At 59.7% G+C, this 24,986-nt stretch carries 22 protein-coding genes and 1 pseudogene; 15 read left to right on the top strand and 8 right to left on the bottom strand.

Features of this window, described 5'->3' with window-relative positions:
• The first annotated feature begins 19 nt into the window (after positions 1-19).
• The 4 genes from AB6803_RS22665 to AB6803_RS22650 all read left to right on the top strand — a co-directional run bounded on the left by AB6803_RS22665 (position 20) and on the right by AB6803_RS22650 (position 4,060).
• Positions 20-1,303, top strand: coding sequence for an ABC transporter substrate-binding protein (locus AB6803_RS22665; protein ID WP_371111011.1), 1,284 nt, complete (start codon positions 20-22; stop codon positions 1,301-1,303).
• A gap of 66 nt (positions 1,304-1,369) precedes the next feature.
• The gene (locus tag AB6803_RS22660) at positions 1,370-2,248 is read left to right on the top strand and encodes a carbohydrate ABC transporter permease (RefSeq protein ID WP_371111010.1); all 879 of its coding nucleotides are present in this window, start codon (positions 1,370-1,372) and stop codon (positions 2,246-2,248) included.
• Positions 2,245-3,072 carry a carbohydrate ABC transporter permease gene (locus AB6803_RS22655; protein ID WP_371111009.1) on the top strand — a complete coding sequence of 276 codons (828 nt, stop codon included), beginning with the start codon at positions 2,245-2,247 and terminating at the stop codon, positions 3,070-3,072. The genes AB6803_RS22660 and AB6803_RS22655 overlap by 4 nt, the downstream gene beginning before the upstream one ends.
• Positions 3,073-3,076: 4 nt before the next feature.
• A complete protein-coding gene (locus AB6803_RS22650; RefSeq protein WP_371111008.1) occupies positions 3,077-4,060 on the top strand; it encodes an ABC transporter ATP-binding protein in 984 nt (327 codons plus the stop codon).
• 304 nt (positions 4,061-4,364) lie between these two features.
• Here AB6803_RS22650 and AB6803_RS22645 read toward each other — a convergent pair whose 3' ends face one another.
• Positions 4,365-5,357, bottom strand: a complete 993-nt coding sequence (locus tag AB6803_RS22645; protein WP_371111007.1) for an MDR family oxidoreductase — start codon at positions 5,355-5,357, stop codon at positions 4,365-4,367.
• A 48-nt stretch (positions 5,358-5,405) separates the two neighbouring features.
• On the bottom strand, positions 5,406-6,161 hold the full coding sequence (locus AB6803_RS22640; protein WP_371111006.1) for a FadR/GntR family transcriptional regulator: 756 nt from the start codon (positions 6,159-6,161) through the stop codon (positions 5,406-5,408).
• Between the two features lie 132 nt (positions 6,162-6,293).
• Here AB6803_RS22640 and AB6803_RS22635 point away from each other — a divergent pair, with 132 nt between their 5' ends.
• From AB6803_RS22635 to AB6803_RS22600, 8 genes are all read left to right on the top strand, one after another.
• A complete protein-coding gene (locus AB6803_RS22635) occupies positions 6,294-7,751 on the top strand; it encodes an FAD-binding oxidoreductase (RefSeq protein ID WP_371111005.1) in 1,458 nt (485 codons plus the stop codon).
• Positions 7,752-11,270, top strand: coding sequence for an indolepyruvate ferredoxin oxidoreductase family protein (locus AB6803_RS22630; RefSeq protein WP_371111004.1), 3,519 nt, complete (start codon positions 7,752-7,754; stop codon positions 11,268-11,270).
• The gene (locus AB6803_RS22625; protein ID WP_371111003.1) at positions 11,267-12,088 is read left to right on the top strand and encodes an enoyl-CoA hydratase/isomerase family protein; all 822 of its coding nucleotides are present in this window, start codon (positions 11,267-11,269) and stop codon (positions 12,086-12,088) included. The genes AB6803_RS22630 and AB6803_RS22625 overlap by 4 nt, the downstream gene beginning before the upstream one ends.
• A gap of 75 nt (positions 12,089-12,163) precedes the next feature.
• Positions 12,164-13,129, top strand: a complete 966-nt coding sequence (locus AB6803_RS22620) for an isopenicillin N synthase family dioxygenase (protein WP_371111002.1) — start codon at positions 12,164-12,166, stop codon at positions 13,127-13,129.
• Positions 13,130-13,199: 70 nt separating this feature from the next.
• Positions 13,200-14,237: a PotD/PotF family extracellular solute-binding protein gene (locus tag AB6803_RS22615; protein ID WP_371111001.1), complete on the top strand. Its 1,038-nt coding sequence runs from the start codon at positions 13,200-13,202 to the stop codon at positions 14,235-14,237.
• A 113-nt stretch (positions 14,238-14,350) separates the two neighbouring features.
• A complete protein-coding gene (locus AB6803_RS22610) occupies positions 14,351-15,415 on the top strand; it encodes an ABC transporter ATP-binding protein (protein WP_371111000.1) in 1,065 nt (354 codons plus the stop codon).
• Positions 15,412-16,269 (top strand): ABC transporter permease, encoded by an 858-nt coding sequence (locus AB6803_RS22605; protein ID WP_371110999.1) that lies wholly within the window; start codon positions 15,412-15,414, stop codon positions 16,267-16,269. The genes AB6803_RS22610 and AB6803_RS22605 overlap by 4 nt, the downstream gene beginning before the upstream one ends.
• The gene (locus tag AB6803_RS22600) at positions 16,269-17,051 is read left to right on the top strand and encodes an ABC transporter permease (RefSeq protein ID WP_371110998.1); all 783 of its coding nucleotides are present in this window, start codon (positions 16,269-16,271) and stop codon (positions 17,049-17,051) included. The genes AB6803_RS22605 and AB6803_RS22600 overlap by 1 nt, the downstream gene beginning before the upstream one ends.
• Positions 17,052-17,249: 198 nt before the next feature.
• On the opposite strand, the pseudogene AB6803_RS22595 reads toward AB6803_RS22600, so the two are convergent.
• From AB6803_RS22595 to AB6803_RS22585, 3 genes and pseudogenes are all read right to left on the bottom strand, one after another.
• Positions 17,250-17,822, bottom strand: a pseudogene (locus AB6803_RS22595) (adenine deaminase C-terminal domain-containing protein); the annotation flags it as partial.
• A gap of 53 nt (positions 17,823-17,875) precedes the next feature.
• Positions 17,876-19,132 carry an arsenic transporter gene (locus AB6803_RS22590; RefSeq protein ID WP_371110997.1) on the bottom strand — a complete coding sequence of 419 codons (1,257 nt, stop codon included), beginning with the start codon at positions 19,130-19,132 and terminating at the stop codon, positions 17,876-17,878.
• A gap of 41 nt (positions 19,133-19,173) precedes the next feature.
• Positions 19,174-20,430, bottom strand: a complete 1,257-nt coding sequence (locus AB6803_RS22585; protein WP_371110996.1) for an MFS transporter — start codon at positions 20,428-20,430, stop codon at positions 19,174-19,176.
• 718 nt (positions 20,431-21,148) lie between these two features.
• Between AB6803_RS22585 and AB6803_RS22580 the strand changes: the two genes are divergently transcribed.
• Complete coding sequence (locus tag AB6803_RS22580) at positions 21,149-21,658, top strand: L,D-transpeptidase (protein WP_371111142.1); 510 nt, start codon at positions 21,149-21,151, stop codon at positions 21,656-21,658.
• A 333-nt stretch (positions 21,659-21,991) separates the two neighbouring features.
• On the opposite strand, the gene AB6803_RS22575 is transcribed toward AB6803_RS22580, so the two are convergent.
• Together AB6803_RS22575 and AB6803_RS22570 are read right to left on the bottom strand one after the other, a co-directional pair.
• The gene (locus AB6803_RS22575; RefSeq protein WP_371110995.1) at positions 21,992-22,663 is read right to left on the bottom strand and encodes an ATP-dependent Clp protease proteolytic subunit; all 672 of its coding nucleotides are present in this window, start codon (positions 22,661-22,663) and stop codon (positions 21,992-21,994) included.
• Between the two features lie 211 nt (positions 22,664-22,874).
• Positions 22,875-23,105, bottom strand: coding sequence for an SDR family oxidoreductase (locus tag AB6803_RS22570; protein WP_371110994.1), 231 nt, complete (start codon positions 23,103-23,105; stop codon positions 22,875-22,877).
• Between AB6803_RS22570 and AB6803_RS22565 the strand changes: the two genes are divergently transcribed.
• Entirely contained in the window at positions 23,008-24,078 is a 1,071-nt protein-coding gene (locus tag AB6803_RS22565) for an LLM class flavin-dependent oxidoreductase (RefSeq protein ID WP_371110993.1), read from the top strand. The genes AB6803_RS22570 and AB6803_RS22565 overlap by 98 nt on opposite strands.
• A 10-nt stretch (positions 24,079-24,088) precedes the next feature.
• On the top strand, positions 24,089-24,415 hold the full coding sequence (locus AB6803_RS22560; RefSeq protein ID WP_371110992.1) for a LysR family transcriptional regulator: 327 nt from the start codon (positions 24,089-24,091) through the stop codon (positions 24,413-24,415).
• 94 nt (positions 24,416-24,509) lie between these two features.
• Here the strand turns inward: AB6803_RS22560 and AB6803_RS22555 are convergent, their stop codons facing one another.
• On the bottom strand, positions 24,510-24,968 hold the full coding sequence (locus AB6803_RS22555; RefSeq protein ID WP_371110991.1) for a hypothetical protein: 459 nt from the start codon (positions 24,966-24,968) through the stop codon (positions 24,510-24,512).
• Positions 24,969-24,986 lie beyond the last annotated feature (18 nt).

The following is a 24,986-nucleotide window of genomic DNA, read 5'->3' as shown; positions in this document are numbered from 1 at the left end:
CGTTCGGAGGAGGAACGTCATGACACAGCGTATTGGAGTCGTTTTCGCGGCCGCGTCGGCGCTCGCCGTATTGATCGCAGCAGGTCCATCGCAGGCCGAAACCAAACTCTCGTTTCTGATCGACAACAGCCCCGACACGGTCGCGGCGGCCGAGGCGCTGGTTGCTGCCTATGAGAAGAAAGCCCCCGATGTCTCGATCGACGTCGAACAACGACCGGGCGGCGGCGAGGGAGACAATATCATCAAGACGCGCCTTGCGACCGGCGAGATGTCCGACGTGTTCCTCTACAATTCCGGTTCGCTGATGCAGGCCATCAAACCCGGGCAGACATTGGTCGATCTGAGCAACCTGCCATCACAGGCGAACGTGAATGAAAGCTTCAAGGCGGTGGTGCGCGCCGACGGCAAGGTTTACGGCGTCCCTTTCGGTACCGCTCAAGGGGGCGGAATCTTCTACAACAGGAAGATCTACCAAGAGCTCGGCCTCACCGTTCCCAAGACATGGGCCGAGTTCATGGCCAACAACGAGAAGGTGAAGGCGGCTGGCAAGGTGGCCGTCGCCCAGACCTATCGCGACACCTGGACCTCGCAGCTTTTCGTTCTGGCGGATTACTACAATCTCAATGCCGCAGTGCCGAACTTCGCCGAGGATTACACCAACAATAAGGTCAAATACGCCACGACGCCGACCGCCATGAAAGGCTTCGAGCATCTGAAGGAGGTACATGACGCCGGCCTGATGAACGACGATTTCGGCGCTGCCAGCTATGATGATGGGCTCCGGATGGTGGCGACGGGGGAAGCCGCGCACTATCCGATGCTGACCTTCGCAATCGGCGCCCTTAAGCAGGACTATTCCGACAACCTCGACGATGTCGGCTTCTTTGCCCAGCCGGGAGACGACGCATCGAAGAACGGCCTGACCGTCTGGATGCCGGCCGCCCTCTACATCCCGATCGCCAGCAAACATGTCGACGAGGCCCGGAAATTTGCGGATTTCGTCGGCAGCGTCGAGGGCTGCAAGATCATGATGGCGACCAATACCGTCCAGGGGCCGTCTCTCGTCAATGGCTGCCCCCTGCCCGCCGACGTACCGCCCTCGGTCAAGGACATGCTTCCCTATTTCGAAACGAAAGGCATGACAACGCCGGCATTGGAGTTCTCCTCGCCGATCAAGGGACCGTCGCTGGAACAGATTACCGTCGAGGTCGGCTCCGGCATCCGCCAGCCGGCTGACGCCGCAGCACTTTATGACGACGATGTCCGCAAACAGGCAAAACAGCTCGGCATCCCCAACTGGTAGCGCGCCCTTCGGGAATACCAGCCTCGCCCCTCGCGGGCGAGGTTCCACCCGAACGAAGAGGGAGCCATGACCGAGACACGCCCGCGCTCGCACAAATCACCATACCCGCTGTGGTTCTTCATCCCGGCCGCCATCATCTACGGCGTGCTGTTTCTGGCTCCAACGATCTCGTCGCTATGGTTCAGCCTGACGCGCTGGGATCTGGTAACGGCGGAATTCATCGGGCTGGAGAATTTCCGACAATTCTTTTCCGAGCCTTTCCTTGTCCAGGGGCTCGTGAACACGCTGATCTATGCCGTGACGACATCGGGACTGAAGACTATCTGCGGCCTTCTGCTGGCCGTGCTGTTGACCGGTAACATCTTCGCCCGCGGTCTTTTACGCACACTGGTGTTCTTCCCCGTCCTGGTCTCGACCATAGGTATCGGCATCACCTTCACGGTGATGATGCATCCGACAAGGGGCATCATCAATGTCGCGCTGGAAATGCTCGGGATCCCTGGCCCCGGATGGCTGACCAATCCGGCGCTCGCGCTCTTTTCCGTGGCGCTCGTCGACCTGTGGAAGGGCGTAGGCCTGGCGACGCTGATCTTCATAGCCGGTCTCGCCGCGATCAGTCCCGACTATTATGAGGCGGCCCGCATCGACGGGGCCACGCGGTTTCAGCAGTTTTCTCGGATTACCCTGCCACTCGTGCGTCCGGCCATGATCACGGTCATCACTTTGTCGCTGATCGGCGGCCTCAGATCATTCGATCTCATATGGTCCATGACCCGCGGCGGGCCGGGCTTTTCGTCCGACGTCATCGCATCGGTCATCTACAAGCAGTACCAGGCCGGCTTCTACGGCCTGTCGACCGCCGGCAACGTCATCCTGTTTGCGCTGATTGCCATCATCATCCTGCCGCTCACCCTATGGTTCAACCGGCACGAGGTCGAAGAATGAGAAAGATGCGACCTTATATCGGCGGGCTGATCGCGCTGGCGGTTGCCATGGTGATCTTCGTGCTGCCCTTCGTCTTCGTGCTGTTGCAGGCAGCGAAATCGAAATCCGAGGCCTCGCGGCTGAACTTCGGCCTGCCGGAACAATGGCTGCTGTGGGACAATCTGGTCGCCGTGTTCAAGGCACGCGACTATCAGCTGGTTCTCGCCTATTTCAATTCCACGCTGATCACCGTCGTCTCGGTTACGATCCTGATCCTGCTGTCGGCCATGGTCGGCTATGTGATGCAGCGGCGAAGGACCGGCTGGAATACGGTGGCGTCCATCGCCCTTTTCATGGGCCTGATGATGCCGCCCGCCGTCGTGCCGACGATCGGGCTGTTGCAGGAACTCGGCCTGTTCAAGACGATCACAGGCATGACCCTGATCCAGGTCGCCTACAATCTCTCCTTCTCGACCCTTCTATTCAGATCGTTCATCGCGACGATCCCGCGCGATCTCGACGAAGCCGCGCGGATCGACGGCGCCAAGCCCTGGCAGATCTTCTTTCGGGTCATCCTGCCGCTCCTGAAGCCGGTAACGGTCACGAACATCGTCGTGCAGTCGATCGCGATCTTCAACGATTTCACCAACCCGCTCTATTACCTGCCGGGCAAGGAGAACGTCACCGTGCAGCTCACACTCTACAATTTCCAGAGCATGTATACGAGCCAGTACAACCTGCTCTTCATGAACATCCTTCTCGTCACGATCCCTCCCCTGATCGTCTTCATCTTCTTCAACCGGCAGATCGTGGCGGGCATGACGGCCGGCGCAGTGAAAGGTTAGTGCAATGGCTGAACTTACTCTGAAGCAGGTCCGCAAGAGTTTTGGCGCGCTCGAAGTCATCAAGGGGATCGATCTTGAGGTGCGCTCCGGTGAATTCGTCGTCTTCGTCGGACCGTCCGGCTGCGGCAAGTCGACCTTGCTGCGTATTATAGCCGGTCTGGAGGAATCGACCTCAGGCGCACTCACCATAGCCGGCAAGGACGTGACGCATGCCGAACCTTCCGAGCGCGGCATCGCCATGGTGTTCCAGAGCTACGCGCTCTATCCGCATATGACCGTCGCGGAAAACATCGGCTTCGGGTTATCGCTCGCCCGCCGCCCGAAGGCGGAGATCGAGGCCAAGGTTCGTGCCGCCGCCGACACGCTCCAGCTCTCTCAATTGCTCGACCGCAAGCCGAAACAGCTCTCCGGCGGCCAGCGCCAGCGTGTCGCCATCGGTCGCGCCATCGTACGCGACCCCAAGGTTTTCCTGTTCGACGAGCCGCTTTCCAACCTCGACGCATCGCTCAGAGCGCAGATGCGGCTGGAAATATCGGAGCTTCATGCCCGGCTGAAAACGACGATGATCTATGTTACCCATGACCAGGTCGAAGCCATGACGATGGCCGACAAGATTGTCGTCCTGAAGGGCGGCGCGATCGAACAGGTCGGCAGCCCGATGGAGCTCTATCGCCATCCGGCCACACCATTTGTCGCCGGCTTCATCGGCAGTCCGAAGATGAACCTCTACAGCGGCGAAATCGCCGAGCGCTTCGGATGCAAGACCTATGGAATCCGCCCCGAGCATATCAGATTGTCGCAAACCGACGGTCAATGGCAAGGCAAGGTGCGTCATGTCGAGCGCCTCGGTGCTGAGGCGATCATCTATCTCGATATCACCGACATGGGAGAGATGGTCGTGCGCGCGGAGGGAGAAACACCCTTCGCGCCGGGCGCCATGGTCTGGGTTAATCCGCTGGAGAGCGCCGCGCATCGCTTCAACTCCTGAGTAGCCGGCAAGACAGCCTTCACTGGCCGCCAGCTATCATTCCTTGTCGCCGAGCGTCAGCATCAAGTTGGCAAGCAATGCCGTCCTCGGCGCAATGCTGCTAACGACGATATCCTCATCGAACGTATAGGCATCGGAGCCGATCCGGCCTCAACACATCGAGCATGGAAACACCAATTGTTGAATTCCATGCGAAACTCACCCCGTTTGCCATTTTACGACAACCCGCAATTGGTTCAAAATAGTGAAGCATTTCATGGGGCTCCTCCACCTCGCGGGGTCAGATTACGGCGGAATTCAACAGTCACGTAATCGCCACGACGACGCGACCGCGGATGCGACCCGCAACGATATCTTCTGCGATTTTCGGCAAGGCCGACATCGGCTCAATCCGCGTTAACGTCTCCAAGTGGACCGGATTCAAGTGCTGGCTCAGCATCTGCCAAGCTCGTTCGCGTTTCGCCATGGGCGCCATGACGGAATCGATGCCGAGCAGCGCTACGTTGCGCAGGATATGCGGCAAGACCGTCGCCGGCAGATCGGCGCCGCTGGCAAGACCGCAAGCGGCGACCGCCCCGCCATAGACCGTCTGGGACAGCACGTTGGCAAGCGTCGTCGAGCCGACGGAATCGATTGCGCCCGCCCAGCGCTCTTTCTGCAGCGGGCCGCCCTTCTCGCTGAGCGCCGCGCGCTCGACGAAGCCGGAAGCGCCCAGCGAGGCGAGATAATCATGGGTTTCCGGCCGGCCAGTCGATGCCGTTACCTTGTAGCCCTTGTTGGCAAGCAGGCTCACGGCCACTGAGCCGACGCCACCGGCAGCTCCAGTGACCAGCACTTCCCGATCGTCGACGCCGATCGTTCCCCAATCCTCCAGAGCATTGACACAAAGGGCGGCGGTATAGCCAGCCGTTCCAATCGCCATCGCCTGTTCCAGGGAGAATTCGGGCGGCAGCGCGATCAGCCATTCCGCCTTGACCCGCTGGTATCGGGAATAACCGCCCCATTCGGTCTCAGAGAGACCCCAGCCGTTCAGCACGACCTTGTCACCCGCAACCCATTTGTCCGAGCGCGACTCGATGACGACGCCGGCAAGATCGATACCGCCAACCATCGGCGTGCGGCGCGCAATCTTTCCCTTGCCGGAAAGCGCCAGCCCATCCTTGTAGTTGACCGTGGAAAACGCAACTTCGACCAGAACGTCGTGGTCGGGCAGATCGGCCAAGGTCAACTGCCGGAAGCCGGCCTGCTGTTTGCCATCAACCGTATCGATCACCATTGCCGTAAAAGAATCTGACATGGAATTCCCTTGAACTTCAATGCTTTTGAGGATGTGAGCCGACCGGGTTCAGGACTGCGCCTGCTCGCTCGCCCGCCGGCCGCGTGCGTCGAGCGCGGCGCTATAGCTGTCCCGCACATAGGCGAGGAGATTTGTGAGCGCCGCCGTTGCTTCGCCGACATCACGATTACTCAGCGCCTCATGGATTTGCTGGTGGAAAGCAACGACCTGGCGGCGCTCGCGTACCCTGAAGACGATCATGTTCGTGATCGGAATGAAGGATTCGATCACGATGTACATCATCAGTTTCAAGGGGCCGTTGCCGGTCGAGTCGACCAGGGCGCGATGGAAGCGCACATCGGAAGCACAGAAATCTTCATCACTGATGTCCTGATCCTGTTGCAAGGCGATCTCGGCAGCCATGGCCTGCAATCCCTCCTCGCTGCGGTTTTCGCAGGCAAGCCGGCAGCAGATGGTTTCCGTCTCAAGCCTTGCGGTAATGATCTCGTCAATATCGAAAGCGCCGATGCCGACGAGAAGTGTCGCGGCACCAGTAATCGCCTTCGACAGCCCCTCCGGATCGGGGCGCATCACGAAATTGCCGCCGAGGGGGCCGCGACGCGAATGAATGAGGTTCTGCGCCGCCAGACGCTTCAACGCCTCGCGCACCGTCGGGCGCGAAATTCCAAAACTCCGGGCAAGATCCTCTTCCGTCGGCAAGCGCTCGTCGATCTTCAGGCGCCCGTCCAGGATCGCGGACTTGATATTCTCGGCGACCTGCTTGGCAATGCCGGATCTTACCACTTCGTCATATCTAAGATTCATAGAGCTCCATCCTTCGCTCGAAAGCATTGATGCCATGCCTTCGTCGAAAAGGCTATAGGTATTTAAATATAGGTTTGACAAATATCAGATAGGCGATAACCTGCCCTCGATCCAGATAACCAGGGGAACAGAATGGGCGGATCGATCGACCGGGCGCTCGTCGCTCATCCCTTATCTGCGCCGTCTTTGCGGCTCTCGGAATTGTTGGCCCGCCTCAACGACAGGCTGGACAAGAACGCTGTTGTCACAGGCCCCGATGTTGGCGACGCCTATTGTGCAGACGCGACAGACGAGCGCGGCGCACGGCCATCCATCCTGTTTCGCCCCAGGGATACCGCGTCAGTGTCGGCCATTCTTTCCGCATGCGACGCCCTTCGCCAGCCTATCGTCGTGCAAGGCGGACGCACTGGTCTTGCAGGGGCCGCGCGACCTATGGCGGGCGAGGTTGCGCTGTCCCTGGAGCGCATGAGCGCAATCGAGCCCGTCAACGACGATGCCGGCACTGTGATCGCTCATGCCGGCGCGACCCTGCAGGCTGTCCAGGAGGCTGCGGCCAGCCACGGTTTCCTATTCGGCGTGGATATCGGCGCGCGCGGCACGTCCACCATCGGCGGCAACATCGCCACCAATGCCGGCGGCATTCGCGTCCTGCGCTACGGCATGTATCGCGCCCAGGTTCTTGGCCTGGAGGCCGTGATGGCGGACGGCTCGGTGCTGACCAGCCTCAAGGGCCTTTCGAAGGACAATTCGGGTTTCGATCTCAACCAGATCTTCATCGGCAGCGAAGGTACGCTCGGCGTCGTAACCCGTGCCTGTCTGCGTCTTCATCCGAAGCCACAGTCACTGGCAAACGCATTTTGCGCACTTCCTTCGCTCAGCGCGGCCATCGCTCTCCTGCGGCGCCTGCGCCAGAGTTTGGGACCTTCCCTCTCCGCTTTCGAAGTCATCTTCCCCGCCGTCTATGCCGGCGTTCTCAACCGCACCGGCGCGCCGCCACCTGTGCCGGCGGGTGCCGGGATGTATGCGCTCATCGAGATGCAGGGACAGGACGAAGCTGGCGACGAGGATCGCTTCGCGGCTGCACTGATGGAATGCTACGAGGACGGCATCGTCAGCGATGTCGCGATTTCCCGCTCATTGCGCGACTACCATGCCATCTGGGCTTTGCGCGAGGCGGCGAGCGAGTTCATTTTCAGCATGGACCATGTCGCGGGCTTCGACGTCAGCCTGCCCATTTCCGCAATGCAGCGGTTCCTGGACAGGGCCACGGCCGAAATCGCAACAGTCGATCCCGCCGCTTCCATCTACATTTTCGGTCATCTCGGTGACGGCAATCTGCATTTTCTCGTTCGCACACACCACTATGACCGCGTCGCGGACGTGACATACTCCTGCGTCGCCAACGAAGGCGGATCGATATCGGCCGAGCATGGCATTGGCCTTGAAAAGAAGAAGTGGCTGGCGCTCGTTCGTAGCCCGACGGAGATGGCCGCCATGCGCCGTCTCAAATCGGCGTTCGATCCCAATAACATCCTCAATCCCGGCCGCGTTTTCGACATGGAACCGACAACACCGGGGGAGCGCGCATAAATGTCCACCCTCCCTGTCGCCGCACACCTCGAAAACCGGCCCCCGGCCTCGGCCGCGACGACACCCAGCCTCGATGATCGCTACACGCTCGATCGGGGAAGCATCCTCGTTTCCGGCACGCAGGCGCTCGTTCGCCTGCCGATGATCCAGCGTCAGCGCGACGTTGCGCGCGGATTGAACACCGCCGGCTATGTCTCCGGATATCGCGGTTCGCCGCTTGCCAGCTTCGACCGCGAAATGGCGCGCGCGAAGAAATATCTCGACGACCATCACGTCCGCTTCCAGCCCGGCCTCAATGAAGACATGGCCGCCACAGCCGTCTGGGGCACGCAGCAGACGGCAATGTTTCCGGGCGCACGGTATGATGGCGTCTTCGCCATGTGGTACGGCAAGGGACCTGGCGTCGATCGCAGCATGGACGTGATCCGTCACGCCAACGCCGTCGGCACCAATCCGAACGGCGGCGTTTTGCTGCTCGTCGGAGACGATCACGGTGCCGTTTCTTCGACCCTGCCGCACCAGAGCGAGCATAATCTGATCTCCGCGATGGTGCCGCTCCTGTCGCCGGCCGGTGTCGGAGAATACATCGACTATGGATTGCTCGGCTGGGCGCTCAGCCGCTATTCCGGTGCCTGGGTCGGCTTCAAATGCCAGACGGAAATCGTCGAATGCACGGCGACGGTCGAGCTCGACCCCGATCGGCCCGCCATCATCCATCCCGAGGGCAATGGCGACCTCTCTTTGCGCTGGCCGGATGGCCCGCATGCGATGGAGCGGCGGCTGGAAAACAAGATGGAGGCGATACACGCCTTCGCCCGTCAAAACAGCATCGATAGAACGGTCTGGGGCAGCATTGCCGGCAAAGCGAGGCTCGGCATCGTTTCGACCGGGAAATCGTGGCTCGATCTCATGGGCGCGCTGGCAAGCCTCGGCATCGACGAGCGCCGGGCCGGCGAACTCGGCATCCGGCTTTACAAGATCGGCATGGTCTGGCCGATCGAACCGGAGGGGCTGCAACGGTTCGCCTCCGGCGTCGAAACCCTGCTGGTGGTCGAGGAAAAGCGCGCGGTCATCGAAGACCAGGTCAAGGCTCAGCTTTTCAACCTTGCCTCCGACCGGCGCCCAAGGGTCTACGGCAAATTCGGCGCGGATGGCAAACCGCTCTTGTCCGCAGCCGGCGAGATCAATGCGGTTGCCGTTGCCAGGGCGATTGTCTCGCTCATCGGTGAGCATCACACCGATCTGCTGGCCAGATCGCACGATATCGAGGCGCTCCTCGCGGCCAGTGCCACGGAAACGCCGGCGCTGAAACGCGACCCCTATTTTTGTTCAGGCTGTCCGCACAGCGTTTCTACCCGACTGCCCGAGGGAAGCCGCGCATCCACCGGCATCGGCTGTCATATGATGGTGATCGGGCTGGAAGAGCGCAACACCTCGACCTTTACCCAGATGGGCGGCGAAGGCGGCGCGTGGATCGGCCTTTCCCAATTCACCGACGAAAAGCATATCTTCGTCAACATGGGTGACGGCACCTATTTCCATTCCGGGCTGCTTGCGATCCGCGCCGCGATTGCCGCCAAGGTCAACGCCACCTACAAGATCCTCTATAATGATGCCGTTGCCATGACCGGCGGCCAGAAGCATGACGGCGAAGTCTCCGTTCCCGGCATTGTCGGGCAGATGCTCGCCGAAGGAGCGGCCCGGGTCGCCGTCGTCGCCGAGCGCCCCGAGGTCTGGCAAGGCAATCTGCCGTCCGGCGTTACGATCAACCACCGCGACGAGCTGGATGTGGTGCAGCGCGAACTGCGCGAGGTGCCGGGCGTTACCGTCCTCGTCTACGATCAGGTTTGTGCTGCCGAAAAACGGCGTCGGCGCAAGCGGGGCGCTTTGGCCGTCTCCGACAAGCGCGCCTTCATCAACGAACTCGTCTGTGAGGGTTGCGGCGATTGCTCCGCGGTTTCCAATTGTATTTCGGTCGAACCGCAGGAAACGGAGTTCGGCCGCAAGCGGCGGATCAACCAGTCTAGCTGCAACACCGATCTTTCCTGTATCAAAGGCTTTTGCCCGAGCTTCGTCACCGTCGAGGGCGGCGCCATCCGCAAGCCGGCGGCAAAGGCGGTCAAGGCAAGCTTCGACGACCTCCCCCTTCCGACCCTCCGACCGATCACCGACCGGCCCTACAACATGCTGCTCGCCGGCATCGGCGGGACGGGCGTCATCACCGTCAGCGCCATACTGTCGATGGCCGCGCACATTGACGGTCTCGCCGTACAAACGCTCGACCAGACCGGCCTTGCCCAGAAAAATGGGGCCGTCATTTCGCACCTGCGGGTCGCAAGGACGCGAGAGCAGATCACCTCCGTGCGTATCGGGCCGGGCGAAAGTGATCTGGTCCTTGGCTTCGATATCGTCGTGTCAGCGGCCCAGAACGCCCTGTCCACATTCGCTGCAGGCCGGACCAGGGCCGTTCTTGACGATCATTTCGCGCCGACCGCCTCGTTTGTGCAGAACACCGCGATCGACTTTCGGCAGGAAGCAACGTTGAAGGCTCTGCGCAGGGCGGCCGGTGACAATGCCATCAGCCTTATCGCCGCGACAAAACTGGGCGCGGCCCTGATGGGCGACGCGATCGCGGCCAACATGTTCCTGCTAGGCCACGCCTGGCAGCGCGGACTTGTCCCGATCAACCTTCAAGCGATCGATACGGCCATCGAACTTAATGGCACGGGCATTGCGATGAACCGCGCAGCCTTCGGCTGGGGCCGTCGCTCGGTGGTGGATTCGCAAGCTGTCAAACAGGCCGCTGCAATCGACCTCGACGAGGCGCCGGCCAAGCAGACGCTGGACGACATCGTCGCCAAGCGCATCGAGTTCCTGACGAACTACCAAAGCACCGCCTATGCAGCAAAATACCGCAAGCTGGTAACGACCGCCCGCAATGCCGAAGCCCGAGCGAAGCTCGGAGAGGATTTTTCCGAAGCCGTGGCGCGCAATGCCTTCAAGCTGATGGCCTACAAGGACGAATATGAAGTGGCTCGTCTCCACAACGACCGGAGCTTCAAGGACAAGATAGCCGCGCAGTTCGAAGGTGATTTTAAGATCAAGCATCATCTCGCACCGCCGCTCTTTTCCCGAAGGATCGACAAGCGCACCGGCAACCCGGCAAAGATTGCCATCAGCCGCAAGCTGATTTCACCGGCTTTCTCCGTGCTGGAGAAATTGCGCTTCCTTCGCGGCACACCGCTTGATCCTTTCGGCTACACGCATGAGCGACGTACCGAGCGCAAGTTGGTCGCCGACTACACGGCACTGATCAACGACCTCTCAGCAAACCTATCGCCGGAAAACCAGCAGCGCTCCATCGCGCTCGCCCAGCTCCCCGATCAGATCAGGGGGTTTGGTCCGGTCAAATCAGCATCGATAGAGCGTTTCGAAAAGAACAAGGCGGCCCTGTTGATGCAGGCATCGAGCACTGTATCGCAACCGGCTGACACCAGCGTAAAGAGGAAAAGCAGATGAGCATGACCGAGAGCTTCGAGACCATTCTCTACGACAAGGATGAACAGGACAAGTTCGCGACGATCACCATCAATCGGCCGGACAAGCTCAATGCGATGAACAAGACGACGGTGCGCGAGATCGACCGCGCGGTTGCGCTTGCCGTCGCCGACAAGGGCGTCAACGCACTGGTGATCACCGGTGCCGGCCGCGCGTTTTCATCCGGTTATGATCTGCAAGGCGCAGACTATGACGTTAGTATCGAGGACTGGCATGCCGACATGTCGGAAAATGCCCAGGCGCTTCTAAATATCTGGAAAGCTCCAATCCCGGTCATCGCCTCCGTGAACGGCTATGCGCTTGCCGGCGCGCTCGAACTCGTCATGTCGTGCGATCTTGCGATCGCTGCCGACAATGCCAAATTCGGCGAGCCGGAAGTCCGGCACAATTCCGGTCCGCCTGCCCTCTTCATGCCGTGGCTGCTGGCCACCCGCGACGTCCGCTGGCTCATGTACACCGGTGATCTGGTGGACGCGGAAGAGGCGCTGCGCATGCACCTGATCAACAAGATCGTGCCCGCCGATCAGCTCAAGCAAAAGACCGAGAACCTGGCGCGCAAGCTGGCACGCATGCCGGTTCCGGCGATCAAATTCGCCAAGTCCTCCATCAACAACCAGCAGATCGCCGCCGGCCTGATGACATCCTTCGATTACAACGTGCACGCCATCGCCGCCCTCCATGTCAGCAAGGACGGGCAGGAATGGATGCGCAATCTCCAGAAGATGTCGCTGAAGGAATATCTCGAATTTCGCGACGCCCCCTTCAAAGGGCTCGACTGACATCATCTCCGTCGTTGGCAGGCCGTCAAGCCGCCACGACAACACGGCTATGTTCACTCCGGAAAGGATCAGACAATGCAGACGGCCCCGTCCTCAAGGCAGGATATGGACAGCATTCCGGTCATAGATATCGCACCTTTCATCCATCGGACCAACGGCAGCGATACCGTGGTCAAGGCGATCGAAGCGGCCTGCCGCGAAACCGGCTTCTTCCTGATCACCGGACATGGCGTCTCCACAGAGGCGACCGCGCAGCTTTACAATCTTGCCCGCGATTTCTTCGATGAACCGCAGGAGTGGAAGAAGAAGCAAGGCCGGGGAGCCTCGCTAAAGGGGGGCGTCGCTTTCTCCCCGATCGCAGACGAGGCGCTGAGCGCTACGCTTGGGATCAAGACGCCGGGTGACTACAAGGAAAGCCTGAATTTCGGCCCGCGCCTTCCGGGTGACGTCTGGCCGACGGTTCCACAAGGATTGCAGGCGGCCTTTAGCGCCTATTTTGCCGAGATGGAGACGCTCGCAGGCCATCTGCGGCGCGCATTCTGCCAGGCGATCGGGCTTGCGCCCGATTATTTCGAGCCGGCCTTTGTCGACCACCTTTCTGCACTCCGTGTCATCAACTATCCGGAACAACAGGAAAGCCCGCTGCCCGGCCAATTGCGGGCAGGCGTCCACACCGATTACGGCTTCATGACCATTCTGCGCTCGGAGGCATCCCCGGGAGGGCTTCAGGTCCGCAGGCGCGATGGCGAATGGCTGGATGCGCCGAACGTCGAAGGCGCCTATGTCGTCAATATCGCCGATGCTTTCATGCGCTGGACCAATGACGAATGGCTGTCGACGCCGCATCGGGTTGCCAATCCGCCCGGCAATTTCAAGGGTACGACACGGCGTCAATCCATTCCCTTCTTTGTCAATCCATCGAAAGAGACGCTCATCGAATGCCTGCCGCCCTTTGCGGCAAAGGCGCCGGCGAAATACACGCCGATTACCTACGGAGACTATATCGCGCTGAAGACAAGCCAGGCCTTCAGCAAATCCTGAGCGCAAGAAGCGAAACATCGCCTGCCGCACCAGCACCCACTGACATACGGCCATGACAAGGGGAACCGAAATGATGAACATGAACAGGCGGCAGCTTCTTGCCGGAATGGGCGGCCTTGCCGCAGCAACCATGATCAGCCTTCCTGCACGCGCGCAAAGCAAGACACTCGTGGTGCCGACGCTCGGCGGCGCCTGGGAGCAATTCTGGCGCTCCACACTTGCTCCCGCATTCACGGCAAAGAGCGGTGCCGCGGTGACGCTCGATGCCGGCAACGGCCGTGTCTGGAGCGCCAACCTGCGGGCGGCGGGCGCTGAAAACCCACCCTATTCGATCCTGATGACCAACGAAGCTTTCGCCTCAAGCCTGCGCAAAGAGGGTTTCTTCGAGAAGCTCGACCTCACGAAACTGTCGAACTACAACGATCTCTATCCCCTTGCGAAGAAGACGGATGGTTGGGGTGCCGTGGCGATGGTCTCGCCGATCGGCATCGCCTACCGCACTGATATGGTCAAAACCCCGCCGAAGGGATGGAAGGATCTCTGGGAAAACCCGGAATTCAAGGGTCGCATCGGCCTCTACAACTTCGCCAATACGGCCGGCAAGATGGAACTGATGCTGGCATCGAAGATCTTCGGCAAGGATCAATACGATGTCGATGCCGGCTTCAAGGCGCTGGAAAAGCTCGGGCCTGTCATACAGGCAGATTTCAATCTGTCGACGGGCATTGCAGCCGGTGAATTCGTGGTTGCGCCCTTCGATTTCGGCGAAGTGGCGCGCCTGCGCTCACAGGGGCTGCCGATCGACGTCGTCGTTCCCGAAGAGGGCATGCTGATGTTCGACCAGACGCTGAATATCCTTGCCCACGCCCCGGAAAAGGAACTCGCCTACCAATATGCCGACTTCCTGCTTTCTCCGGAGGGGCAGATACCGCTCATGAAGCAGTTCTTCGTCTCCCCCACCAATTCCAAGGTGGTGGTCCCGGCCGACCTGCAAAAGGATGTGCCGATCTCGGGCGAGGCGATGGACAAGATCCTCACATGGGATTGGAATTTCATGAACCAAAAGCAGGCCGAATTCTCGGAGACCTGGGCAAAGGTCATGCGCTAAACGCGCCCTGACGATCCTCTCGCTACTGCCGGCCCGCCTCCATGCGGTCCGGCTGCTTTCTCGACATGGTGGCACGGCCACAATCGCCGCCGGCAGAATTTGGAAGATCGATCATGACAGAGGTGAGCATCGAAGCGCTGACCAAGCACTATGGAGCATCTCTTGCGGTAAACGGCATTTCCGTGAAAATCGCAAAGGGGGAGTTCATCTCCCTTCTTGGCCCTTCCGGCTGTGGCAAGACAACCACGCTGAAAATGATCGCCGGCTTCGAGGACGCGACATCAGGCGCGATCCGTTTCGATGGGCAGGACGTCGTGCATGTGCCTGCCGAAAAACGCGACATCGGCATGGTCTTCCAGAACTACGCCCTGTTTCCGCATATGACCGTCGCGCAGAACCTGGCGTTCGGACTGGAGATGCGCCGCAGACCGAAGCGCGAGATCGCCGAGCGCACCGCCCGTGTTCTCGACATGGTGCAGCTCTCCGGTTATGCGGACCGCTATCCGCGCCAGCTTTCCGGCGGACAGCAACAACGCGTCGCCCTTGCTCGAGCGCTGGTGATCGAACCTCGAATTCTCCTTCTCGACGAGCCGCTTGCCAACCTCGACGCCAAGCTGCGCGAGGAGATGCGCGTCTTTATCCGCGACCTTCAGAAGCGCGTTGGCATCACCACCGTCTACGTGACCCACGATCAGGCCGAGGCAATGACCATGTCGGACCGCGTCGTGGTCATGTTTGGAGGGCAGATCGCCCAATATGGCGCGCCAGCCGATATCTATGATCGGCCGGCGAGCCTCGAAGTCGCGCAGTTCGTGGGGCAGGTCAACATCCTGTCCGGTCGGCTGCTCTCCACCGAAGCAAACGATATCTCGGTCATCGATACCGCTCTCGGCACGGTCAGGATCGGCAATATGCCGAGGTCAGCCGATGGAGCCGTGACGCTGGTGCTTCGGCCCGAGGCCGTCGAGCTGTTTCCCGAAAGCGCCGGGCAGACAGGCACCCCGGCCACCATCACAGCGAGCTATTATTCGGGCAGCCTGATCGACTATCGGCTGGCGCTTGCTGGCGGCGACACGATCAGCGTTCAGACTTTCCCCCGCAGCCGTTTCTCTCCGGGCGACCGTGTCACCGTCAAGGTCGATGGCGATCGCTTCTGGGCGCTCGGAGCTGCCGCATGAGCCTGCGAGCGAAATCTCTGAAGCCCTTTGCCTTGATCGCCCCGGCTGTTCTGCTGCTCGGCGTCTTTCTGGTATTGCCTTACATCAACATCGTGGTCATGAGCCTGCGCAATCCGGGGAGCGGGACGCCCTATGCGCCCGGCTTCACCCTCTCAAACTATCTCAGGCTCTTTGCCGACAGCTTTTACCTGGAGCAAACCGCAAACACGTTGATGATCGGTTTCATCACCACCTTCGTCTGCCTTCTCCTCGGCTTCCCCGTCGCTTGGCAGCTTGCGAAGACCCAAATGCGTTTTCGTGGCCTGGCCTATGGCCTTGTGCTCTCACCGCTTCTCGTCGGCATCGTCATCCGCAGCTATGGCTGGACGATCCTGCTCGGCAATAATGGCATGATAAATCGCACCCTGATCGGCTTCGGCCTGATCGATCGCCCGCTTGGCCTAATGTACAACTCTCTTGGGATCGTGATTGCCCTGGTGCACGTCTTTCTGCCCTTCATGATCCTTCCGCTCATGAGCGCACTGCAGGGGATAGACCCGTCGATCGAAGCGGCCGCCCGCTCGCTGGGGGCCGGACGCATCACTGCCTTCAGACGAATTGTCCTGCCACTGGCCATGCCCGGCATACAGGCCGGCTGCATACTGGTCTTTGTCTTGTCGCTCAGCGCCTACGTCACGCCGTCCCTGATCGGCGGCCTGCGCGTAAAGACGATGGCGGTCAGTGTCGTCGACGCGCTTATCGATACGTTTCAATGGCCCTTCGGCTCAGCCATGGCGCTGATGTTGTCCCTGACCGGGGCGATGGTGGTGATGCTGTTTGCCAGGCTCACCCGCATGAAATGGAAGGCCAACTGATGTCCAGGCATCTCCTCACCGGCTACTGCCTGATAATCTACGCCTTTCTGCTGCTGCCGATCCTCGTGGTCGTCGGCGCCTCCTTCAATGCCGGCGCCTTCCTGACGTTCCCGCCACAGGGACTTTCATTTCGCTGGTATGTGGTGTTCTTTCACAATGAGGTCTTCCTCAGCGCGATCAAGACATCGCTCTGGGTGGCCGCGGTCTCGACGGTGATTTCCTCGATCATCGGCACGATGGCGGCGATCTTCTATGTCCAGCATGCCGGACGCTGGAAGGAAAGCATTCGGCTCGCCATGCTCCTGCCGCTGCTGCTGCCGGAAGTCCTGACAGCCATCTCGCTATTGTTCTTCGTCTATTCGATCGGCATGGGCACACGAACGATCGCGGCGATGATCATCGGCCATTGCCTCATCACCCTTCCCTTCGTCTTCATCAACGTTTCGGCGGCGATGGAGTCCTACGATGCATCCTGGAGCCTGGCGGCCAAGAGCCTTGGCGCGGGGCCATTGACACGGTTTCGCCGCATCATGCTGCCGCTGATCAAGCCCGGCGTGATTGGCGGATGCCTGTTCGCCTTCATCATATCCTTCGACACCTTCACCATATCCTTCATGCTGAAGAACGTGGGAACCGCCACGCTTCCAATCCAGCTCTACGACTATCTGCGCACGAACTTCACCCCCGAAGCCGCCGCCGTCTCGACGGTATCCATCGTGCTGACCTTGTTCGTCGTCATCTTGTCGGAGAAAGTCCTGGGACTTCGCATTCACCGCTTCTGACGTTGCAAAGCCATCCAATACTTTCCCTTCATGCCGGGGCGATACGTATTCGAGCGTTGTTGCCCGCTTTCGGCTGCACAACAGAAACCTTGAATACGCTTGAAGTCGAATGGAGACATAGTGGTCTTGATGGGACACCAGGAGATAGAAAACATGCTATCGCAGCATCCGCCAACGATCCCGTACTTGCCTTTCAGTTTACCAGACGACGGGATGCGGCTTGCCTGTCTGGACGTTGACAAGTCCAGACGGCGCATGATCGCTTGGCGCGACGAATACCCAGCGCCAGGGCAGGCAGGTCAAGGTGGCGAATATGAGGGTTTCCGGGAAACCCGGCTTCCAGATCTTTGTCACGGAAGGCTCATACATTCAGTCGATCTTCTCCGCGCCTGAATATAGCTGCTGCATGTCCCGAGCCGGTTCCTCCGCCGGTCGTGCCGTCATCAGGCCGCCGATCTCGTAGCGGACCTCCGCCACGATCTCGCCCCGATGCACGAGCACCCATCCGCCGGCGATGACCTACAAGCGGTTTACCGCTGTCGCCATGGCGTGATCGGAAGAACCTACCGTCCAGACATTGTGTGAATCATGGGCGACGGAACAGGCAAGCGCGGTATCGGTATCCGCCGGACCGCAGCCCAGCCAGAACATTGATGCCAGTTGGCCGTTGCCGCTATACCGGTCGATGATCGCGAATTTCGTGATCTTCCGCGCCGTATCCCGCAGCACCTCCCCGTTTTCAACGGCCAGTTCCATGGTCAGGAAGTCTGGACAGAGGAGGCCGCTGCCGAAGGCAGTCAACATGGCGAAAGAAGCCAAATATCCTATTGGATGATGAGGGCAATGATTGAGCAAGCCAGCGCCGGTATCATCACGATAACACCGAGCTTCAGGAATGGCCATGCTCCCATATGCAGCCCCTCGCGACGCAGTGCCGTCAGCCACAAGATCGTTGCGAGTGAGCCGGTCACGGAAAGATTAGGCCCGAGATCTACGCCGATCAGCACGGCACCGGCGATCTTGTCGGAAACATCCGCCGCCTGAACAGCATTGCCTGCCACAAGACCCGCCGGCAGGTTGTTGACGAGATTGGAAACCAAAGCAGTGACTGCGCCTGCAGCTGCCGCCGTCTGTGACGGATAGGCCGCGGCACCGTCCGAAAGATACTGCGCCAGACTGCCGATCAATCCCGTCCGGTTCAGCGCCTCGACGACGACGAACAAACCGGCGACAAGCGGCAGCACGCTCCAGGAAACGCCCTTGAGCGTCTCGACCGGGCTTTTGCGCTCCATCAGCAAAATAGCCGCAGTGGTAAGGCATCCGGCCAGAAATGTCGGCAGCCCGAGATCGAAATCGAGCGTGGACGCGCCAAGCAACACAACAGCGGTGGCACAAAGACCGATACCCGCAAGCTTCGCGCTCGACGACAGCGGCATTTCCTGCATATCCGGCGCGACGCTATCCGCATTGATGACGGAACGTTGCGTCCAGTAGAGCGCGAGGAACGTTACGGTGATGGACACGAGGGAAGGCAAGGCGAAGGCGGCAAACCAGCGCGACAGCGGCGGCATCGTACCGCCGCCGAAAATCACAAGATTGGCCGGGTTCGAGATCGGCAAGACAAAACTGGCGGCATTGGCGATGAAGGCGCAGATGAGCAGATAGGGCATCGGATCCTTCACCCTCGCCGCCTTGCATGCCGCATAGACCGCGGGCGTCAGCACGACGGCCGTTGCGTCATTCGAGAGAAAGACGGTGACGACGATGCCGACACCATAGATCAGCACGAAGAGCCGCTTTGGCGATCCCTTGGCATGGGCGGTTGCGACTAGGGCCAGCCAATCGAAGAGACCTTCCCGGCGAGCCAGTTCGGAGAGCAGCATCATGCCGATGAGAAAGAGATAGACGTCGAGGCCCTTCGTGACGCCAACCCAGGCATCGGCAATACCGATCAGCCCGAAGACCAGAAGCAGCAGCGCGCCCAGGATCGCCCATATGGCTTCCGGCAGTGCGAAAGGCCGTGTGATGACGCCGAGTGCGGTCAGCCCGGCTATTCCCCAAGTCATGGTCAGTGCGTTCATGTTGTTCTTAATTCACAGATTGGAAGAGGACGGAAGGGCGATCAGGGTGTAGCGACGGCAAGGTCGTCGGCCTCACCAATATCGTTCTTTTGTGCTGGCGCAATGCTCTTGTGTCCGGCGAAAAAGGCGGCGACCGCTAAAACGGCTACGCCGCCATGGACCCAATATGCAAGCCCATATCCACCGATATTGGTAAGCCAGCCCGCAACGACATTGCTCAGCGAGGCGCCAATCCCCTGTACGGTCATGACCGCAGCTAGCCCGACATTGAAGCGTCCCGTGCCCGACAGGATCCTTTCCGCCGCGATCGGCGTGGCGATACCGATCAGCCCTGCCCCGACTCCATCCAGAATCTGCACGGGAAAGATGACCGCAAAACTGCTGAAAGAACCGGCAATGGCGCCGCGGATCGGCAAGGCCAGCAAGGCGATGACAAAGACCGATGCGAGCCCGAAGCGGCGAATGAGAAACGGTGCGGCCAGCGCCATCACGATCATCGAAAGCTGAGAGACACCTGTTGTTACCGCAGTCGTGCGGAACGGCGTGCCGAGTTGGATCGAGAAATCCTGTGCGATGAGCCTGCTCATCGGCGCATTCCCGAAATGGAAGATCATCAGCGTGATAGCAAGCAGGATCAGGCCTTTGCTGCCGACCAGCACGGAATAGCCCGAGGGACCTGGCGCGCCTTTATCATGGGCAAGACCGCGTGCCACCTGATGATCGATCTTGGCGGGATCGATGGCGAGCACCGCAAGCACGGTGGCAACGGCCGTCGAGACCATCAGCCCAACGATGCCGTTCACACCAAATGCTATGGTCGCGAAATAGATGCCGGCGAGTGACACGACATTGCCGGCGTGGTTCCAGAATTCGTTCCTGGAAACCTGCCTGGAGAAATGGCGCTCCCCGACGAGACCAAGCGTAAGCCCCATCAGTGCCGGACCGATGACCGCGCCGACGATAGCCGTCGCTGACTGCCCGCCGAAGACCGACGCATTGCCAGGACTTGCAAGCGTCCAGAGTGCTGCGGCGGTGACAAGCACGACTGGAATGATGATCAGCATGCGTTTACGGCGGGATGCATCCACCCAAGCACCGAAAAGCGGGGTAGCAATCATACCCAATATGCCACCGAGCGTCGCGATGAAACCGAGCGTCATCGGCGACCACCCATGGGTTGCCAGAAAGCCGTCGAGGAAAGGTCCCAGGCCGTCGCGTGCATCGGCAAGAAAGAAGTTGAGGACGGCAAGCGCCACCAGCGAGCGGTTGGTCATGCAAGAACGGGGAGCGGATTGCATGCCGGTCTCCATAGGTGTTGAGATGGGGATGATTTGGCGATGGCCACCAGTAACACAGCAGCGGGCGTTAAAGTTCCGAGCTCGATCCTTTAAAGCCCCGCATGTGGGCAAGCTTGCCTCGCTCGCCGCAAGCCCCGCAGAGGTCGCGCCGTCGCGGCATCGCCACCTGACGAGAGATTGTAGAGAATGTGGGATAGTCGAAAGAATGGTACGGCGCAAGACAAGGAGGACATGAGGCGTAAGACTGAGCCTCGATCCTCCTCGCCATGGAACCTTTTCTCACGCATTCCTGATCTGTACAACGCCGCCAAAACAGGTGGGAAAATCCTGGCTTTCGATCGCCGTTGCCACAATTACGCCTGCCGTTTCCGGAATTGTCTGTGGGCCGTCGACCCCGTCGATGCGGTGCGTAGTCCCGTGCGTTCTCCGGGAAGTTGGTTGTGACATGAAGACAATAAGACTGGTCCTTTTGCCCGCTCTGGCTGCGCTGATGACAAGCGTTTCCGTGCATGCCCAGGAATGGAGGTATTCGCCGGATTATGGCGACGACCCGGACGATGGCTATGCTGTTCAGCGCCATTGGCGGGAGGCGCCACCGCGCTATCGCGATGACCGTCGTTTCGACGACGACTATTACTATCGGGGTGATCCCTATGGCTATTATGACGACGAAGACGGCGATTTCCCGTCGCGACCCAGTCCACAACGGCGGGCTTCGATCGATCGGGGCGCGATCTCTCCCCAACTCAATTCTGGCGTCAAAGATGACAGGCGGGCGAGCCTGGCGCAGTCGCCGATACCGCGTACTGTTGTCTCCTTTTCCGGCTACGATCCTGGCACGATCGTGATCTCCACCAAGGAAAAACGCCTCTATCTCGTGCTCAACGACGGAACTGCTCTCAAATACGGCATCGGTGTCGGCAAGCAGGGCTTCGCGTGGAAGGGTACGGAGACGATCAGCCGCAAAGCAGAATGGCCGACCTGGACGCCGCCCAAGGAAATGATCGCTCGCCGGCCAGAATTACCTGACCGCATGGATGGCGGCCTCAATAATCCTCTTGGCGCAAGAGCACTCTATCTCGGTTCCACCCTCTACCGCATCCATGGCACCAACGAGCCCAACTCGATCGGCAAGGCGGTATCCTCTGGCTGCATCCGCATGGCAAATCCGGATGTGATGGATCTCTATGGGCGGGTCGGCGTAGGTACAAAGGTCGTCGTGCTCTGATTGCACCCTAGTGCGGCTATTATCTGCCAATATCCGGTTATATGCCACCTTTCTACCTGAAGGCGCAGATGGAGATTTGAACAGGAAGGCAACTAAATCGGCGGGCCGGATTGGCAGAGCGACCTACCCATCTGGGCGTCTATGCGCGCGGCAATGTTGGTTGTATTGAAGAACTGTTCACCACCCGGTGAACCTCTCTGCGCCAGGCGTCTACGCCCCCAACCCGAGACGTCTGGCACCCCTCCTAAAAGCGGGGGACGCTGGCTGAGCGAAAGCGGCCTCATTCATGCAGTCGCCGACGACTGCCGAGCGATAGATACATTTAATCAAAAGCTACTTGCCGGCGGAAGACTGAACAAAATAAAGGCCGTCATGCGGTTGCATGCCTATCTCGCCGATCCGTGTTGCCAGGCCGATATTCAATGCCTCCGGTGCCCTTACAAATCGAAGCTGCGAGCCCAAAAGGTTGTCATATTGCTTGTCGCCGATTGAAAGCCGCTCCTTATATATTTCCTTCATTCGATCGTCGTCGTTTTGGAGCGCGGTATATCTCTCGTTAATTTCGTCGGGGGTAAGCTTTTCGTTATTGAAGCTCCATCGACCCGAGTGAAATGCAAAAATAGATTCTTTATTTGCAACTCGCTCTTTTCCAGCCAAAAATAGAAGAATTGCTGCGGATTCAACATTGGAAATCGCGTATGTATTAATTGTTACATCCAGCGAGCACAACATGTGATACAATGATATTGCTGAAGAAATATCACCGCCGACAGAATTTATCATAAGATATATTGTTTTATAACCTTGAGATCTTAGATTAATCAATCCTCCGGTCAGCTCAAGGGTGGATTTGTCATCAATCTGCTGCGAGAAATACAAATAGGCCGTCGAGGTGCTATTCGCGTTTGCCTTCTCCTCAGCAAAAGCGAATTTGGGTTTGAGCGTACCGACAGCTAAAGCAGATAGGGCGAAGCAGACATCACGGCGATTCAGTATTGCTGACATATCAGACGGTCCTTGAAGAGAGTCATCGTTCCGACAAGGCGCTCGACTCTCGGTAAGCTGATGAGGAGCCGATGCTGCGCGGTGGACCTGACCATCTGCGACTTCGATTTATGAGCATGTTTGATAATGCAACCATTCTCGCTCTCCAGCATCGGACGATCATGTGCTCCAACCTCAATGAGCCTGGTCATTCAGGATTCTCGCCCGACATTTATTGGTTTAACGAGCAATCGAACGAAACCCGTCGCCCAACTTGAAAAAATCTTTTTGCGATGAAATAGCCGCCGCTGATGGCGACGGTTTCGCCGACCATGTACCTGTTCTTCTCCGAGAGGAGAAACACGATGACATCGGCGACATCTTCGGGTTCGGCGGCGCGGCCGATCGCAGTCTGGGCCGCAAGCTCCGGCAGAAAGCCCGCCGCACGCGTTTTCCGTCGCAATGCCGGCGGGTGCCACGCCGTTGATAAGGATGTCGCATGGTTTGCCGAGCACCATTTCACCAATCATTCGATCTGCCCGTCCTCCATGCTCATGGTTGCCCATTGCGCCGCCGAGACCAACCAGATCAGGCTGGCGCCCGCCGTGCTCGCGCTACCTTTCTACGATCCGCTGCGCCTGGTGCAGGAGGCTGCCTTCACCGATCTCCTGACGCATGGCCGGCTCGTGCTCGGATTGGGTTGCGGCTACCAGCCGCACGAGTTCGAGCGGTTTCGCGTGCTCCCGGAAGAGCGGCATTCGATCATGCTCGAAGCCTGGACGATCCTCGAGCAGGGGCTGAGGGCCGGCATCGTCGAATTCAGCGGCAGGCACTTCTCCATTCCTCGCACCGAACTCTCCATGCGTCCCTTCGGCCTCGCCATGCCGGACGTCTTCGTCGCCACCAGCCACCCCGATCCGATCGCGCGCATGGTGCGAGGCAACCACACGCCGTTCATGAGCTTCGGCCATCGTGGCCTGAGTGCGGCGCGGAGTTTTCGGGACAGGATAGCCACGAGCTGGAGCGCCGCCGGCGGCAATCCGGACACGATGCCGCTCGCTGTGCAGCGTTATGTCTACGTTACCGAGGACCGCGACGACGCGCGCCATGCGGCGCAATGCGTGCGCGACCTCGCCCGCGCGGCCGTGCCGCTTTCGACGGCCGACCCCACGCGTGACGGCCCGTTCCTGCGCCTGATGCCGCTCAACGACGAGCCCCGCTCGACGATTTTCTCGATAATGCCATCATCGGACCAGCAAGCTATTGTGCGGAAAAACTCGCCGGGGAAATCAAGGCCCTCAAGCCGACACACCTCTCTTGCTTCATGGGTTTTGTCGGCATCGGGCGGCGGGAAACGCTCGCCTCCATCGAGCGTTTCGGCTGCGAGGTCATTCCCCAGCTGGAGGGCCTCGTGGAGCTGCGCAACACGACGTTAAGGGATGCCGCATGAACGAACGCCCCTTCGGAACCAACTTGCTGGCAGAGGCGATCGAGATCGCCACGAATGATGTGGTGCCGACCGCACCGCAGGACTGCCAGCCATCCGGAGGTTCGGGGCGCCGCATGAATCGACTGCCGCCGCTCAACCTTTTTCGTGTCTTCGAGGCCGCCGCGCATCACGGCAGCTTCACGGCCGCCGCCGACGAGCTCTGCATAACCCAATCGGCCGTATTAACGGAATCGAACCCCGCGCACCCCTATTTGATTTGCGGCTACGTCGCGCAAATCGAACTATGGATCATCGTCGCCATGTCCAACCTGAGAGACAGATGACACATTGTGTCGGGGACATGGCCACATCCGACCCGCAGTCCCAAACCGCGACTGAAATCATATTTCCAATTGCAGAGGCCGATCCGAATATAGGCTATTCGCGGCTTACATCACCGATACTGACGCTGGCGCCTGCGCCATTGCCCGTTTGCGGTTCGAGATGGATAGTGACGGCACGCGGCTGGCGGCAGGCCGGATCGTCGGGCAGGGGAAAGCTGAAGCGCTGAGGTTGGGCTCCTGCCGATGCCGAAAACGCCTTGTCCGGAAAAATACCGAAGCGGCCGATTTCCTGCGTATTGTCACCGCAGTGCACCGATACGACTGTTGTTACAGGCCCCATTTTCGAAGGTTCGTAACCGTTGATGGTGACGACGACCCGCGTGCCGACATCAGCCGGCACAGCATCTGTTGCACCGGAGATGGCTATCGTTGCCGGCTTGCCGACTGTCGCCTGCATGTCACCCTCATTGGCGTGGACCGGGCTGATGACACGCAACATTGAGAATATTGCCGTCGCGCAGATCGCGATGAGCACCATAAGATGATAGCGCATCGCTCTCTCCACCTCTCA

This window comes from Rhizobium sp. RCC_161_2 (assembly GCF_041355235.1).
GTDB lineage: Bacteria > Pseudomonadota > Alphaproteobacteria > Rhizobiales > Rhizobiaceae > Rhizobium.
This window is presented reverse-complemented; position numbering and strand designations above follow the sequence as displayed.

Coding starts and splice junctions, on each gene's coding strand:
- AB6803_RS22665 (WP_371111011.1), top strand. CDS start 20: ATGACACAGCGTATTGGAGTCGTTTTCGCGGCCGCGTCGGCGCTCGCC.
- AB6803_RS22660 (WP_371111010.1), top strand. CDS start 1,370: ATGACCGAGACACGCCCGCGCTCGCACAAATCACCATACCCGCTGTGG.
- AB6803_RS22655 (WP_371111009.1), top strand. CDS start 2,245: ATGAGAAAGATGCGACCTTATATCGGCGGGCTGATCGCGCTGGCGGTT.
- AB6803_RS22650 (WP_371111008.1), top strand. CDS start 3,077: ATGGCTGAACTTACTCTGAAGCAGGTCCGCAAGAGTTTTGGCGCGCTC.
- AB6803_RS22645 (WP_371111007.1), bottom strand. CDS start 5,357: ATGTCAGATTCTTTTACGGCAATGGTGATCGATACGGTTGATGGCAAA.
- AB6803_RS22640 (WP_371111006.1), bottom strand. CDS start 6,161: ATGAATCTTAGATATGACGAAGTGGTAAGATCCGGCATTGCCAAGCAG.
- AB6803_RS22635 (WP_371111005.1), top strand. CDS start 6,294: ATGGGCGGATCGATCGACCGGGCGCTCGTCGCTCATCCCTTATCTGCG.
- AB6803_RS22630 (WP_371111004.1), top strand. CDS start 7,752: ATGTCCACCCTCCCTGTCGCCGCACACCTCGAAAACCGGCCCCCGGCC.
- AB6803_RS22625 (WP_371111003.1), top strand. CDS start 11,267: ATGAGCATGACCGAGAGCTTCGAGACCATTCTCTACGACAAGGATGAA.
- AB6803_RS22620 (WP_371111002.1), top strand. CDS start 12,164: ATGCAGACGGCCCCGTCCTCAAGGCAGGATATGGACAGCATTCCGGTC.
- AB6803_RS22615 (WP_371111001.1), top strand. CDS start 13,200: ATGATGAACATGAACAGGCGGCAGCTTCTTGCCGGAATGGGCGGCCTT.
- AB6803_RS22610 (WP_371111000.1), top strand. CDS start 14,351: ATGACAGAGGTGAGCATCGAAGCGCTGACCAAGCACTATGGAGCATCT.
- AB6803_RS22605 (WP_371110999.1), top strand. CDS start 15,412: ATGAGCCTGCGAGCGAAATCTCTGAAGCCCTTTGCCTTGATCGCCCCG.
- AB6803_RS22600 (WP_371110998.1), top strand. CDS start 16,269: ATGTCCAGGCATCTCCTCACCGGCTACTGCCTGATAATCTACGCCTTT.
- AB6803_RS22590 (WP_371110997.1), bottom strand. CDS start 19,132: ATGAACGCACTGACCATGACTTGGGGAATAGCCGGGCTGACCGCACTC.
- AB6803_RS22585 (WP_371110996.1), bottom strand. CDS start 20,430: ATGCAATCCGCTCCCCGTTCTTGCATGACCAACCGCTCGCTGGTGGCG.
- AB6803_RS22575 (WP_371110995.1), bottom strand. CDS start 22,663: ATGTCAGCAATACTGAATCGCCGTGATGTCTGCTTCGCCCTATCTGCT.
- AB6803_RS22565 (WP_371110993.1), top strand. CDS start 23,008: ATGACATCGGCGACATCTTCGGGTTCGGCGGCGCGGCCGATCGCAGTC.
- AB6803_RS22560 (WP_371110992.1), top strand. CDS start 24,089: ATGAACGAACGCCCCTTCGGAACCAACTTGCTGGCAGAGGCGATCGAG.
- AB6803_RS22555 (WP_371110991.1), bottom strand. CDS start 24,968: ATGCGCTATCATCTTATGGTGCTCATCGCGATCTGCGCGACGGCAATA.